At 64.3% G+C, this 12,796-nt stretch carries 15 protein-coding genes; 6 read left to right on the top strand and 9 right to left on the bottom strand.

Annotated elements, in window-relative coordinates; genetic code table 11:
• Positions 1-31: 31 nt before the first annotated feature.
• The 4 genes from B7X65_RS14965 to B7X65_RS14950 all read right to left on the bottom strand — a co-directional run bounded on the left by B7X65_RS14965 (position 32) and on the right by B7X65_RS14950 (position 2,854).
• Positions 32-178: a hypothetical protein gene (locus B7X65_RS14965; protein WP_293595089.1), complete on the bottom strand. Its 147-nt coding sequence runs from the start codon at positions 176-178 to the stop codon at positions 32-34.
• Positions 179-285: 107 nt separating this feature from the next.
• On the bottom strand, positions 286-690 hold the full coding sequence (locus B7X65_RS14960) for a hypothetical protein (protein WP_293595088.1): 405 nt from the start codon (positions 688-690) through the stop codon (positions 286-288).
• Between the two features lie 265 nt (positions 691-955).
• Positions 956-1,675 carry a Crp/Fnr family transcriptional regulator gene (locus tag B7X65_RS14955; protein ID WP_293595087.1) on the bottom strand — a complete coding sequence of 240 codons (720 nt, stop codon included), beginning with the start codon at positions 1,673-1,675 and terminating at the stop codon, positions 956-958.
• Positions 1,676-1,912: 237 nt separating this feature from the next.
• Positions 1,913-2,854: a 2-dehydropantoate 2-reductase gene (locus tag B7X65_RS14950; RefSeq protein WP_293595086.1), complete on the bottom strand. Its 942-nt coding sequence runs from the start codon at positions 2,852-2,854 to the stop codon at positions 1,913-1,915.
• A gap of 230 nt (positions 2,855-3,084) precedes the next feature.
• Here B7X65_RS14950 and B7X65_RS14945 point away from each other — a divergent pair, with 230 nt between their 5' ends.
• Both B7X65_RS14945 and B7X65_RS14940 read left to right on the top strand, forming a co-directional pair.
• Positions 3,085-3,855: a TSUP family transporter gene (locus tag B7X65_RS14945; protein ID WP_293595085.1), complete on the top strand. Its 771-nt coding sequence runs from the start codon at positions 3,085-3,087 to the stop codon at positions 3,853-3,855.
• A 22-nt stretch (positions 3,856-3,877) separates the two neighbouring features.
• Positions 3,878-4,357 carry an EVE domain-containing protein gene (locus tag B7X65_RS14940; protein ID WP_293595084.1) on the top strand — a complete coding sequence of 160 codons (480 nt, stop codon included), beginning with the start codon at positions 3,878-3,880 and terminating at the stop codon, positions 4,355-4,357.
• Positions 4,358-4,363: 6 nt separating this feature from the next.
• On the opposite strand, the gene B7X65_RS14935 is transcribed toward B7X65_RS14940, so the two are convergent.
• The 4 genes from B7X65_RS14935 to B7X65_RS14920 are packed head-to-tail and all read right to left on the bottom strand — an operon-like array spanning position 4,364 to position 7,887.
• Entirely contained in the window at positions 4,364-5,239 is an 876-nt protein-coding gene (locus tag B7X65_RS14935; protein ID WP_293595083.1) for an alpha/beta hydrolase, read from the bottom strand.
• Entirely contained in the window at positions 5,236-6,060 is an 825-nt protein-coding gene (locus B7X65_RS14930) for an ABC transporter ATP-binding protein (protein ID WP_293595082.1), read from the bottom strand. Before B7X65_RS14930 ends, B7X65_RS14935 begins: the two co-directional genes overlap by 4 nt.
• Entirely contained in the window at positions 6,053-6,922 is an 870-nt protein-coding gene (locus B7X65_RS14925; protein WP_293595081.1) for an ABC transporter permease, read from the bottom strand. Before B7X65_RS14925 ends, B7X65_RS14930 begins: the two co-directional genes overlap by 8 nt.
• Before the next feature lie 2 nt (positions 6,923-6,924).
• Complete coding sequence (locus tag B7X65_RS14920; protein ID WP_293595080.1) at positions 6,925-7,887, bottom strand: ABC transporter substrate-binding protein; 963 nt, start codon at positions 7,885-7,887, stop codon at positions 6,925-6,927.
• A 193-nt stretch (positions 7,888-8,080) separates the two neighbouring features.
• Here B7X65_RS14920 and B7X65_RS14915 point away from each other — a divergent pair, with 193 nt between their 5' ends.
• Positions 8,081-8,995, top strand: coding sequence for a LysR substrate-binding domain-containing protein (locus B7X65_RS14915; RefSeq protein WP_293595079.1), 915 nt, complete (start codon positions 8,081-8,083; stop codon positions 8,993-8,995).
• A gap of 167 nt (positions 8,996-9,162) precedes the next feature.
• Positions 9,163-9,663, top strand: a complete 501-nt coding sequence (locus B7X65_RS14910; protein ID WP_293595078.1) for a DUF1499 domain-containing protein — start codon at positions 9,163-9,165, stop codon at positions 9,661-9,663.
• A gap of 74 nt (positions 9,664-9,737) precedes the next feature.
• Here B7X65_RS14910 and B7X65_RS14905 read toward each other — a convergent pair whose 3' ends face one another.
• Positions 9,738-10,877 (bottom strand): PHB depolymerase family esterase, encoded by a 1,140-nt coding sequence (locus B7X65_RS14905; protein WP_293595077.1) that lies wholly within the window; start codon positions 10,875-10,877, stop codon positions 9,738-9,740.
• 222 nt (positions 10,878-11,099) lie between these two features.
• Here B7X65_RS14905 and B7X65_RS14900 point away from each other — a divergent pair, with 222 nt between their 5' ends.
• A complete protein-coding gene (locus B7X65_RS14900; protein WP_293595076.1) occupies positions 11,100-12,071 on the top strand; it encodes a rhodanese-related sulfurtransferase in 972 nt (323 codons plus the stop codon).
• On the top strand, positions 12,071-12,739 hold the full coding sequence (locus B7X65_RS14895; RefSeq protein WP_293595075.1) for a glutathione S-transferase: 669 nt from the start codon (positions 12,071-12,073) through the stop codon (positions 12,737-12,739). The genes B7X65_RS14900 and B7X65_RS14895 overlap by 1 nt, the downstream gene beginning before the upstream one ends.
• Positions 12,740-12,796 lie beyond the last annotated feature (57 nt).

The following is a 12,796-nucleotide window of genomic DNA, read 5'->3' as shown; positions in this document are numbered from 1 at the left end:
CACAGCACGATCCTGACGCGCTGCACCGGGGTCAGCGTCCGGGTACGACCAGGCCTGGAATGGCGTGCCCGCTCTCGTGGCAAGCAATGCGCTGGCGGTCGTCGGCGCTACGCAGCACCGGCCGTTCGGGGGCGAGCACGATCTTTTCCAGCGCATCGAGGCTGCCTTTTTGCGTCATGCTTTGCTTGTTGAGGGGGCCGACACCTCTCCTTGGATGAGAGGAACTTGGCCATGCTTGCGCGCCACCAATATCCGCCAGACCGCGACGCCCCCGGTCTGCCGGCGCTACGCGCGCTCCGGCGTCAATGCCGTGCGCAGTTTCTCCAGGGCAGCCACGCAATCGAGGACCACCACCTGAAGATGGGCGGCGGCATCGTCGGAATGCGGCGACGGGGCTGACGCGAGGTGCGCGTCCACGGTTTTTCCGAGCCGCGACTGGACCGATTGGAACAGGATGTCCCAGTCCTCGAACGGAATCTGCAGACGGCATGCCGCCCCCTGTCCAGCGGGATGGGTTTCCCCTGGCAAACCGGTGTTGTCCTGCGCCTGCAATTCCGTCGGCGGAGCGGTTGTGACGGGCGAAGGAGGCGCCTTGAACAGGAGATCGAGGTTGACGAAACCAAGCGCCTTGAGGGCTTTGTGCGCAAGATTTCGCATCTGTCTGGTGGGCAAGGAGGCTGTTCGCTTCATGCGGGAACCTGCGGAATTTGCTGCATAACGCTGCAGCGACGGTAAGGCGCTAATGCGACCGAGGCTCGGTACGCCATTGCCTTGGGTCGTTTATAGAAGTTTCAAAGACGACGGTCGGTCCGGTACCGGACTTAGCCGAAAAAAATGAAGAAATATGTAGGACGTCACGCCGTCTGGATGGGCGGAAAGCCCTTGACGGCCCCACAGGACAAGCCGCTCAGGGCGAACGGGTCCGGTGAACCGGATGGCCGCGAGGCGCTTGCGCCTAGCTGGCCATCTCCATCGGCAGCAAGCGGTCATATTCGTCCTTGACGACCTGGTAACACTCGCAGGAACGCTGCTCCAGCCCCTTTCGGTCCAATACCTTGATGCGGCCGCGGGCGTAGCTGATCAGCCCGGCCTCCTGCACCTTGAGCGCCGCTTCCGTGACGCCGACCCGGCGCACGCCCAGCATGTTGGCAATCAACTCCTGGGTCATCACCAGTTCGTTGCCCGGCAGGCGGTCCAGGCTCAGCAGCAGCCACCGGCACAGCTGTTCGTCCAGGGAGTGATGGCGGTTGCAGACGGCCGTTTGCGACATCTGCGTGATCAGCGCCTGGGTATAACGCAACAGCAGGTTCGTCACCGGCCCAGCCTTGTCAAACTCGTCCTTCATGAACTTTGCTTTCAGGCGGTAGCCCTTGCCGCCGCTTTGCACCACGGCACGGCTGGGCGTGGTGTTTCCGCCCATGAAGAGCGAGATGCCGACGATACCCTCGTTGCCGACCACCGCAATTTCGGCCGAGTCGCCATTTTTCATGACGTAGAGCAACGAGACGATGGACGAGGTCGGAAAATAGACGTAGTGCTCGACTTTGCCGGATTCATAAAGCACCTCGCCCAGCGGCATCTCAAACAGTTCAAGATGCGGCAACCAGGCCTTGAGCTGCGCGTCGGGTAAAGCGGCGAGCAGACGATTGAGTTTTATTTCGCTCGAACTGGCCACGACCGTCTTCGCAGGTGCGCTTGGCGAGGAGGAAGCCCGGAGCGGCTTTGTTTTGGGTGAAGGCATAGGCAATACAGAACCAGGTGATGAGCCTGTCTTCCCAGCTTGCCGAGGTGGCAGCTGGACGGCCTCAGCTTTCAGCATACGGTGGTGACACCCGCTGGTCTGTGCGATGGCGAACGGCCGGGAGTCGGCTCTCTTTGTAGGCGAATCGCTCGCCCAACAATCACGCACTTTCTAGGACTGTTTGCGCTCCATCAACTTCACCAGCGCCCACAACACCCGGTTCGCCGGCGTTGCCACGCCCAGCGCCGCGCCGCGCTTGACGATCAGTCCGTTGAGGTAGTCGATTTCGGTGGGTTTGCCGCGTGCCAGGTCCTGCGCGGTCGATGAAAACTGGCCGGGCATGCTGGCGGCGAGCTTGTCCACCGCGGCATACACGTCGCCCGCCACCTGCACGCCTTCGGCCTGCGCCACGGCCAGGCATTCGGCCACCACGTCGCGCATCAGGTCGGGCACACCTTCACCGGCCACCGTCTGGCCATACGGCAGCTGGGTGATGGCCGAGACGGCGTTGTAGGCGCAGTTGAGGATCAGCTTGGCCCACAAGGCGCCGCGCACGTTGTCGGAGATCTCGGTCGGCACGCCGGCGGCGATCAGCGCCTGCGCCACGGCCGCGCTGGCCGGGGACGGCTCGATCACCAGCTCGCCACGGCCGTGGTGTTTGACGTGGCCGGGACCGGCCATTTCAGTGGCGACGTAAACGACGGCGGCGGCCACCGTGTGTTGCGGCAGCACGGTGCGCAGCCGGTCGGCGTTGTCCACGCCGTTTTGCAGGCAGAGCACCAGGGCATCGGGCGCCAGATGCGGCCGTATCAGCGCGCCTGCGGCTTCGGTGTCGGTGGACTTGACGCAGAACAGCGCCAACCGGGCGCCCTGCACCGCGCCGGGCTCGCTGCTGGCGGCCAGGCGCACGTGCTCGTCGAAGGTCCGGGTTTCCATGTGCAGGCCGTCGCGTGTGATGGCTTCCACGTGTTGCGCCCGGGCGATCAGCACCACGTCGTGGCCGGCACGCGCCAGCATACCGCCGTAATAGCAGCCGACGGCGCCTGCGCCCATGACGGCGACCTTGAGAGGGTTCTGGGAAGGGATCAGGGAGGGGTGGGAGTTGTCTGTCATGGGTGAAATTTTGATGAGAACTGTGCCCCTGGCCAGGCCCGGGACAGGGCCCGCTCGGGGACAACGGATGGCGCATTCTAGAAAGACTTCGGCAAATGTGCTGGCGCCGACGTCGCCTGCCCGTTCTTGCTGCCCCGTCGCCCCGACCGTGCGCTGCCGGCAGGTTATCCTGCCCGCATGTGTATGCAATTTCCAGACTGGCGGGCGAAGAACCCGCAGCGTGCGGGGCAATGACGGCGTGGCAGATCGCGCTTTTCCTGCTGTGTGTGGCCCTGGCGACCTGCGCCCAGAACCTCAGCGGTTTTGCGTTCGCGCTGATCCTGCTGGGCCTGGCCGGCCTGCTGGAGCTCGCCCCGCTGGCGGACCTGGCCAACGTGGCCACCGTGCTGGCACTGGCCAACGCTCTGGTCGCCCTGCGTCGCTCGGGCCGCACGCTCGATGTGCCCGCCTTCCGCGACACCACGCTGGGCAGCGCCATGGGTATTCTGGCGGGTGTGCTGCTGGTCGGCTGGCTCAGCAGCAACGTCACGCTGGTTTTGCGTGTGCTGCTGGGCCTGACGGTGGTGGCCTGCGCCATCGTGGTGCTGCTGCAGGCCGCGGCCCTGCGTGAACGCTCGTCCGCCGCCTCGTTTCGCACCTGGGGCGTGGTCTCGGGCCTGCTGACCGGTCTTTTTTCGACCGGCGGGCCGCCGCTGGTCTACCACCTGTACCGCCAGCCGATGCCGCTGCGGACGGTGCGCGACACTCTGGTGGCAACGCTGGCGGCCAGTTCGCTGATGCGGCTGACCATGGTGCTGGGCACCGGGCAGTTCAGCGCCAACGCGCTCAAGCTGTGCCTGCTTGCCGCGCCGCTGGTGTTCGCGCTAAGCTGGTGGCTGGAGCGGCACCCGCCCGGCTGGTCGCGGCCCACGGTGCTCAAACTGGTCAGTGCGCTGCTGCTGCTGACGGGGGTCGGGCTGCTGGTTCCGGCGCTGCTGCAGATTGCCAAAGCCGGTCTTTAGAACCCATTGAACGCCTGAATCCATGAACTACTGGCTGATGAAATCCGAACCCGGGGAATGCTCGGTCGACGACGTACTGGCGGCCCCGAAAGCCACGGTGCCCTGGGTGGGCGTGCGCAACTACCAGGCGCGCAACTTCATGCGCGACACCATGCGGGTCGGCGACGGTGTGTTGTTCTACCACTCCAGCTGCGCTGAGCCGGGCATCGTCGGCATCGCGCGTGTGGCCTCCACCGCCTACCCCGACCCGACGCAGTTCGACCCGGCCTCGCCGTACTACGACGCCAAGTCCAGCCCCGACGCACCGCGCTGGCTGCTGGTGGACGTGCAGGTGCTCCAGAAGATCCCCACCATCACCCTGCCCGCGCTGCGCGACCGGCCCGAGCTGGCCGAGCTGCTGGTGCTCAAAAAAGGCAACCGCCTGTCCATCACGCCGGTGGAGGCGCGCCACTGGCAGTCCATTTCAAAACTCGCCGACAACCCGGCACCTGGCCACGCATAGCGCGGGTCAATTCCCGGTCAAGGCCTTCAGACACTGAACCAGGCGACCATCCGCGCGGTACAGCTCGTCCAGTATGGAAAAGTGGTTGCATCCCGTGATCGATTCAAGCTTGAGTTGGGCGCCGGCCCCGAGCGCGGCTTGCGCATAGTCCGTGGACTGACGTTTCAGTTCCGGCAGTTCGTCAGCGCCGAACACAAGACACAACGCAGGCTGTGACGCCTCGATCCTGTGCAGCGGGCTCAGGCGCATCGCATCGTCCTTGCTCAGGCCGAGCTTGTCGTTCAGGGCGCACAGGGAAATCGGCTCGAGGTCGAAAATGCCGCTGATGGCCAGCGCGCCTTTCAAGCGATGTTCACCAGCCAACAGCGCGGCAGCAAGATGGCCACCGGCCGACCAGCCACCGACAATCAGCTGGGCGGGGTTGAAATCCAGCTTCAGGGTCTGGGCGCGATCAAGCAGGAAATCGATGGCCCAGGCGCATTCATCAAGAATTTGCTGAAGGCTGGCCTCCGGTGCCAGGGTGTAACCCACGATGGCCACGTCAAACCCGTTTGCCATCGGGCCTTCGGCGACAAACGAGAACATGTCGCGGCTGTTGCGTTGCCAATAGCCGCCGTGGAGAAAAACAAACAGTGGCGCATTCGGCACGCCGCAGGCGAAGTAGTCGATTTTTTGCCTGTCTCCACTGCCGTAAGCCATATTGAGCCGGGTTCCGTGGCTGATGCGCAGCGCCTCGCTGCGCTGGCGCCACCGTTCGAGCCATTGTGGACTGTCGACCACGGCCCCGCTGTTGTTGTAGGCTTCGGTCAGGGCCTCGCGGTTCATGCCGCGATACACCGCCCCACTGGGTCCGACAGTGCTGACCTCCGGTATGCCGCTCATGCGTTCACCATCGCCGCATCCTGTCGTTGCGGCGCCAGATGGCTGGACAAACCATTCGTTATTTCGCGCCGCAAGGCATTGAATTCAACCGACGAGACATCGCGGGGGCGTGGCAGATCGATACGGATATCGCTGGCAATGCGGCCCGGGCCGGCGCTCATGACCACCACGCGATCGGCCAGAAAAATGGCCTCTTCCACCGAATGGGTGACAAAAACGACGGTCAACCGGGTTTCACGCCAGATCGTCAGCAATTCTTCCTGCAGTTTGGCGCGGGTCAATGCATCGAGCGCGCCAAACGGCTCATCCATCAGGAGGATGCGTCCGTTGTTGGCGAGGACGCGGGCAATGGCAACACGCTGCTTCATGCCGCCGGAGAGCTGACCTGGAAAGCGGTTGACGAAGCCGCTCAGGCCGACCATCTCGGCGAACCTGTCGGCGATCGCTGCCGTTTCCCGCCGGCTGCGGCCGGCATGTTGAGGGCCGAACCCGATGTTGTCACGCACGGTAAGCCAGGGGAACAGGCCGTAGTCCTGAAACACCATGCCGCGATCCGGGCCCGGCCCTGTGACGGGCAGGCCGTAGGTTTCGATGTGGCCCGCGGTGCTTTGTTCGAACCCGGCCAGAATGCGCAGCAGGCTGGACTTGCCGCAACCGGATGCGCCCAGCAGGCAAACGAACTCGCCCTGCGCAACCGTGAGGTTGATGCCTCGCAACGCCTCGACCGATCCGTTGGAGGCTTTGTAGGTCTTGTCGACACCGCTGACTTGCAGGGCAGGCACCTTGAAACGGTCAGCCGATGGAAGGGATTCGTCAAGCATGGTGTTGGGGGCTCCAGCGCATCAGGCGGTTGTTGATGAGGACAATCACGCGATCACATAAAAATCCGGCGATGCCGATAAAAATCATGCCGGTGATGACGAGGTCGGTGCGGGACAGGGTTCGCGCATCCATGATCACGGCACCCAGACCCAGCTGCACACCCGTCATTTCTCCAACCACGATCAGGATCCACGCAAAGGACAACCCAAGCCGCAGGCCATTGAAGATGCTGGGCAACGCCCCGCGCAAGGTCACCGACCGGAACTGGGCCGTGCCGGTGCAGCCCAGCATGGCTGCCGCTTCGAACAGCCGGGGATCGACTGATCGCACACCGAAAACGGTGTTGAGCATGATCGGGTAGAAAGCACCGAGAAACACCAGGAAAATCGCGGAATTGGCGCCCAGGCCGAAGAAAATCATCGCCAGCGGAAGCCAGGCGGTGACCGGTATCGGCCGCAGCAGCGACAGCATGGGGTCCAGCATCATGCGCAGGAGCTGCGAACGCCCCAGCATCAGGCCCAACGGTATTCCTGCCAAAGCGGCAAGGCCGAAGCCGAAAAACACGCGCCCGGTCGATGCCGACAAATGCTTCAGCAGCGTGGCGCTGAAGGCATCGTCATACACGCCGCCGAACGTGAAATCCCACATCATCACCGCCACGGCTTGTGGCAAGGGAATCAGCATCGTGCCGGACCATTTGACCCATGCCCACCACAGCAGCAGCAGCAGGACAGGCACCACCAGCGCCAGCGCCGTGGCACCGCGCCAGCCGGCTGGTGAATTTTGTGCCGTGACCGGCAGCGCCGGCGCGAGGGCCGCGGCGGCCGCAGGCTCGGCCATGGTTTGAGCGCTGACAGACATGATCAGGAAGACAGCGCGCTGAGTGTCGCCGTGGGGATCAGACGGCTGTAATCCGGCAGCGCCCTGATCTGCTTGCGCTCCAGCATTTGCGAGCCGTAATAGCGGGCCTGGGTCACGAACTTGTCGTCGATGCGCCAGGTCAGCTCCACATTCGGCGCAGCCAACTCGATCGAGCGCCGCTGCTGCCCCAGACGTTGCATGGCCATGGCAATGAAGGCTTCCTTGTCCGACATGGCAAATTCACTGGCGGCACGATGGATTTTCAGCAAGGCGCGCACCTTCTCCGGGTCTTTCTTCAGCATGGCTTCGCTGCTGGTCAGCACCATGTTCAGGGAACCGGTCGGGGTCGTGTAGGGGTACTCCAGAATGCGGCCGGTGCCGTTGGCCAGGCTGATGCCAGGTGCGGGCTCTGCACCGACATAAGCGTCCAGATCGCCGCGAGCCAGCGCCGACGCCATGTCGCTAAAGGAAACCCGCACGACTTCAACGTCGCGCAGCGTCATTTTCTCGGTGGCGAGGCGGTCCATGAACACGACCTCCTGGGTGGAACCGGGCCAGATGCCAATGCGTTTGCCCTTGAGGTCGGTGAACGTCGTCAATTTGGAGGATGCGGCAGCCACGATGGCCATGCCGCGGTTGCATGCTGCGCCGACGATCACCACGGGTTCGCCGGCGGCAGCACCCAGCGTCGCCGCGGCCAGGCCGTAGATGCCGAAATCGACCGTGCCGGTCACGACCGCATTCTTGCCATCCGTCGGGCTTTCAAAAGGGATCACCTCGATGGTGGTGCCGGCCGGCGCGAACTTTGAATAGAAATACGGGGTAACGCCATGAATCAGCTTGAGCGTGCCGACCTTGATAACGCGCTGCTGCGCAAAAACAGGCGACAGGCGCATGCCTGTCAGGGTGACGGCGGCGAGGGCCGCCGTGCGTTTGAGTACCGAGCGGCGGGTGGGATGGGTCATGGTCAAACTCCTTGGCGAGTCAAAAAAACAAACATTGAAGGACGACATCTATAAGCGCCACGCTATGGAGCCTGGCGCCGGGTGGCTTCTGCTGCATTGCAGCATTAAGGCAATATTAGGTTGAGAATTTACAAAAGTACATTCAGAAGTAAAAATGCCATCCATAAATTAAACTTATACATTTGGAGTCCGGATGCAAAATCCTCTCGACCTGCGGCTGCTCAAGACCTTCATCCTGCTGGTCGAAACCGGCAGCGTGTCAGAAACCGCCAGGCGGGTCAGCCGGACCCAGCCCGCGGTGACCCTGCAGCTGCAAAAACTTGAAGAACTCGTGGGCGCACGGCTGTACAACACCGTCGGTCGCAAACCCGTCCTGACGCCGGAGGGCGAACTCCTGCTGGGCTACAGCCGCACCATTCTTGGCCTGCACAACGAGGTGCTGACACGGCTGCACGCCCCCCGGCTGGGAGGCCGGGTCATCCTTGGCATACCGGATCTCTATGCCGCCTACGTGCTCCCGCCCGTGCTGTCGGCCTTCAATCTGGCGCACCCCAATGTCGATGTCGAAATTCGCTGCTCACTGTCGAACCGCCTGATGACGGCCATCGGGCGCGACGAAATCGATGTGGCACTGGTCACGGGCATGCCGGCCTTCAAGCAGGGTCTGGTGGTGGCGCAGGAGCCGCTCGTCTGGGTGGCCGGCGAAACAGGCCCACCGCAGCACGTCAACCCCTTGCCGCTGGCGATGCTGCCGCCCGGAAATATCTTTCGCGACCATGCGCTGGCAGCCCTCGATCAGGTGGGCCGGAGCTGGCGCCTGGTTTGCGTGAGCGAAAGCCTGAGCGGGATCCAGGCGGCGGTACTGGGCGGCATCGCGGTGAGTGTGGTCGGTCTGAGTTCAGTGATACCGGGCATGCGCGTGCTGGGGCGCAGCGACAGTTTCCCGGCGCTGCCCAAGGTCGACCTCACGCTGTACCGCGCCGCAGGGCGCAACAACCCGGCCTCGGATGCCCTGGTCGCTGTCATCACCCGACACTTCCGGCAATCGGCCATGGCGCCGACGGACCGCGTTGCGCCCACGCAGGCAGGAAGTGGCGCGCATGAGTAAGCACCTGAGAACGGCAGGGCATCCGCCCTGCCACCCTGCAACACACCCTGAACACCCGGGTGTGCTTGTTGGTTACCATGTTGCTGGTGCTCCGGCCTGATGCCAGGGCTCGCCCATCACCCCCCTGGTTGGGACGCCTCACTCAAACCATCTGAAGAACAAAGCCCGTGATCACTGCCCTCAAACTTGTTGTTCTCCTGCTTGCTGCTCTGCTGGTCATGCTGCTGGTGGCCGGTCAGCTGGGTTTGTTCGTGGGGAAACCGCCGCAAGACCTGGGCGTGCGGGATGGCCGCCTCAAGCCGCCGTCACCCACACCGAACAGCGTGTCCAGCCAGGCCGCCAGCCATGCCGACCACCCGCAGCGCAGTGGCGCCGACATCGCGCCCTTGCGCTACACCGGTGACGCCAGGGTCGCCCTGCGCCGCCTGTCCACCTTGCTGGAATCCACGCCCGGTTGCGTGCTGGTGACGCAGGAGCCGGCTTACCTTTACGCGCAGTGCCGCACCCGGTGGCTGAAATTCACGGACGATGTGGAGCTCTCCCTCGATGAAGCGGGCGGCGTGATTCATGTGCGCTCGGCCAGCCGGCTGGGGCGCAAGGACTTTGGCGTGAACCGCGCGCGCGTGGAGGCCCTGCGCGCACGTTTTGATCAAGCCCCAAGACCCTAGTTAGCTACCAAAACAATAGCTGGTTGCGCCCGTCCCTATTGGGCTGGAGGCACTTTTGGCATGTAATCAGGAACTCAGCCCGCTGCCGGCCGACGGTGGTGCGCAAAAAAGGTCCACATCATCAGCGTGGCGTCGGGGCCATCCGGCGCGCTGAAATCCACACTCGCATCGCCGCCGCTCCAGGCGTGGCCCAGGTGTTCTATCTCGCAACTCACCAGGTGCGGCTTTCTGCCGGCGTAATACGTGGCGCTTTCATAGGCATGGCGCGGATGGCGCCCGGTGGTGCGCGCCGGGTAGCGGCGCAGCACCGGTTCCGGGCGGGTGATGGCCGCGGCGTTGAAAATCGTGAACTGTTCGGTCAACTGCGTCATGTTGATGCGCCGCACCACGGCATCGCGCGCGCCGTGGATGAGAATCGCCGGCATGCCCGGGAAGGCCGGCAGGGCCGCGGTGAAGGACCGCGCCGCATCGCTGTGGGCTGCACCGGCGCCGTGCTGCATGGCCCGGTAGGCGCTCACGGGCGAATCGGTCGTGCCGAACACGGGTGCCGAGTGCAGGCCCACGGCGGCCACCCGGTCGGGGTAGCGCAGGGCCAGGATGTTGGCCAGCCCGGCGCCGGCCGACAGGCCCGCCACATAGGTACGCGTCGGGTCCAGCGCGTGTTTGGCCTGCACATGGGCCATCATTTCTGCAATCAGCCGAACGTCGCCCTGCCCCTCCTGGGTGGCACGTTGGTACCAGTGCCAGCAGCGGTGCGCGTCGACCGTGGCCGACTGGTGCGGGTAGAGCACGGCAAAACCCTTGCGTTCGGCCAGCTGGTTCATGCGCGTGGAAATGGCAAAGTCGGTGGCGGTTTGCTGGCAGCCGTGCAGCATGACCACCAGCGGCCGGGGTGCCGCGTTGGCTGCTGCCGGCAGGTAGAGCCAGTACAACATGCGCCGTGCGGGCGCGAGCTGGCCGGCGGCCGGCACGGAGAAATACGCCTTTTGCCAGGTTCCGGGCAGGCCGGACACGGCGCGCGTCGGCGGCGCAGCGGGTTTACGCAGGGCTTTCAGTGCCTTGGGCCTGGCCAGCTTGACGGGCTTGGCGCGGCGCACCGGGCTGGCGGCAACCGTGGGCACCAGGCTCTGGAACAGCCGGCGGCCCTGCACCTGCTGGACCCTGCCCATGCGGCGCATGCTTTTCAGCCAGAGGCTGCTCAGGCTTTTGGCCATGGGGCTCCGCAGAGGCTTGAATTGGTTAGCATGCATTCATTTTGCTGCATTGCAGCATAGACGTCCACGCCATCGGCTGCCGTTTGTGTGGTCCTTCACGCCGCGTGTCTGTCAGGACACTGACGTGGCGCAAGGGGTGCCGCCTCAGCCCTTGGTAGGATGGGAAAATTCGTGTTGTTTGCGCCTTGTTTTTGCACGCCTTTTTCCCCCTCTCTGCCTGCCATGCCTGATTTCCTGACCGCCGCCCTCTATAAATTTGTCGATCTTCCCGACTTCGCCGACCTGCAGGCGCCCCTGCAGGCCTTTTGCGAAGCCCAGGACGTGCGCGGCACCCTGCTGCTGGCGCAGGAAGGCATCAACGGCACGATTGCCGGCCCCGAAACCGGCGTGCGCGCCGTGCTGGCGTATCTGCATGCTGATCCGCGCCTGGCCGACCTGCCGCACAAGGAATCCTGGGCGCAAAAGCTGCCGTTTTACCGCATGAAGGTGCGCCTGAAGCGCGAAATCGTCACCCTCGGCGTGCCCGGCATCAACCCGAACGAGATGGCCGGCGACTACGTGAAGCCGCAGGACTGGAACGCCCTGATCGCCGACCCCGACGTGGTGGTGGTGGACACCCGTAACGACTACGAGTTCGGCATAGGCACCTTCGAGCGCGCGCTCAATCCCAAAACCCGGAGCTTTTCTGAACTGCCTGCGTGGGTGCAAGCGCAGTCCGCACCGGGCGGGCTGCTGGCCGCCAAAGACGGCAAAAAGCCCAAAGTGGCGATGTTTTGCACCGGCGGCATACGCTGCGAAAAATCCACCGCCTTCATGCGCACCCAGGGTTTTGACGAGGTTTACCACCTAGAGGGCGGCATCCTCAAGTACCTGGAAACCGTGCCTGAAACCGACAGCCTCTGGAAAGGCGAGTGTTTTGTGTTCGACGAGCGCGTCTCCGTCGTGCACGGCCTGGCCACCGGCCACTACGGCCTGTGCCGCGCCTGCCGCGACCCGATCAGCGAGGCCGACATGGCGTCGCCGTTGTACGTGCCCGGCGTCAGCTGCCCGGCTTGCCATGACAAGAAAACCGACGAACAAAAACGCGGCTTCATCGAACGCCAGCGCCAGGTCGAATACGCCAACCGCCGGCGCCAGCCGCACATAGGCGCAAAACTGCCGTCGTCAGTCGCCGGGGACAGCGAAGGCGCCTGATGGGCGCCCTGCCCGCTCTTCCCATCCTTTACTCGTTTCGCCGCTGCCCGTATGCGATGCGCGCGCGGCTGGCCCTCAGCATCAGTGGCCAGGCGCATGAGCTGCGCGAAGTCGTGCTCAGGAACAAACCCGCCGACCTGCTGGCCGCTTCACCCAAGGGCACGGTGCCGGTGCTGGTGCTGCCCGGCGGCGAGGTGCTCGACGAAAGCCTGGACATCATGCGCTGGGCGCTGGGCCGCAACGATCCTGCGCAGTGGCTGGCTCCGCCGGACGCTTCGTCCGACGAGATGGCCGCCCTGATCGCCGCCAACGACGGCGACTTCAAGCGCCACCTGGACCGCTACAAATACCCGAACCGTTATGTCGATGAGTCCGGCGGTGATGCGGCCGGCTTTGTGCTGAAGCACCGCACGGAGGCGGCGCTGTGGCTGGCGCAGCTTGATGCGCGGCTCGGCGACGGTTGGCTGTTCGGCACCCAGCCCAGCCTGGCGGACATGGCCATTCTTCCTTTTGTGCGCCAGTTCGCCCATACCGATGCCGACTGGTTTGCCGCGCAAGCCTGGCCGCGCCTGCGGCGCTGGCTGGCGGCGTTCGAAGCCAGCGACTTGTATACGGGTGTGATGGGCAAACAGGCGGCGTGGCAGTCCGCTTCCGACGGAAAGGCTTGATGCACGGGGCATGAGGCGCTTCCCTGATTTTATGCATCAAATTGGCCTCCAGCCCTT

The sequence above is a fragment of the Polaromonas sp. 39-63-25 genome, from assembly GCF_002278925.1.
In the GTDB taxonomy this organism is placed as follows: Bacteria; Pseudomonadota; Gammaproteobacteria; order Burkholderiales; family Burkholderiaceae_C; genus Polaromonas.
Note: the sequence above shows the minus strand (reverse complement) of the source record. Positions and strands in the feature narration are given on the sequence as shown.

What these genes read in the sequence shown, in the direction of transcription:
- B7X65_RS14965 (WP_293595089.1), bottom strand. Translation starts at nt 178, where the DNA reads ATGACGCAAAAAGGCAGCCTCGATGCGCTGGAAAAGATCGTGCTCGCC.
- B7X65_RS14935 (WP_293595083.1), bottom strand. Translation starts at nt 5,239, where the DNA reads ATGAGCGGCATACCGGAGGTCAGCACTGTCGGACCCAGTGGGGCGGTG.
- B7X65_RS14960 (WP_293595088.1), bottom strand. Translation starts at nt 690, where the DNA reads ATGAAGCGAACAGCCTCCTTGCCCACCAGACAGATGCGAAATCTTGCG.
- B7X65_RS14950 (WP_293595086.1), bottom strand. Translation starts at nt 2,854, where the DNA reads ATGACAGACAACTCCCACCCCTCCCTGATCCCTTCCCAGAACCCTCTC.
- B7X65_RS14925 (WP_293595081.1), bottom strand. Translation starts at nt 6,922, where the DNA reads ATGTCTGTCAGCGCTCAAACCATGGCCGAGCCTGCGGCCGCCGCGGCC.
- B7X65_RS14920 (WP_293595080.1), bottom strand. Translation starts at nt 7,887, where the DNA reads ATGACCCATCCCACCCGCCGCTCGGTACTCAAACGCACGGCGGCCCTC.
- B7X65_RS14930 (WP_293595082.1), bottom strand. Translation starts at nt 6,060, where the DNA reads ATGCTTGACGAATCCCTTCCATCGGCTGACCGTTTCAAGGTGCCTGCC.
- B7X65_RS14905 (WP_293595077.1), bottom strand. Translation starts at nt 10,877, where the DNA reads ATGGCCAAAAGCCTGAGCAGCCTCTGGCTGAAAAGCATGCGCCGCATG.
- B7X65_RS14915 (WP_293595079.1), top strand. Translation starts at nt 8,081, where the DNA reads ATGCAAAATCCTCTCGACCTGCGGCTGCTCAAGACCTTCATCCTGCTG.
- B7X65_RS14940 (WP_293595084.1), top strand. Translation starts at nt 3,878, where the DNA reads ATGAACTACTGGCTGATGAAATCCGAACCCGGGGAATGCTCGGTCGAC.
- B7X65_RS14900 (WP_293595076.1), top strand. Translation starts at nt 11,100, where the DNA reads ATGCCTGATTTCCTGACCGCCGCCCTCTATAAATTTGTCGATCTTCCC.
- B7X65_RS14895 (WP_293595075.1), top strand. Translation starts at nt 12,071, where the DNA reads ATGGGCGCCCTGCCCGCTCTTCCCATCCTTTACTCGTTTCGCCGCTGC.
- B7X65_RS14945 (WP_293595085.1), top strand. Translation starts at nt 3,085, where the DNA reads ATGACGGCGTGGCAGATCGCGCTTTTCCTGCTGTGTGTGGCCCTGGCG.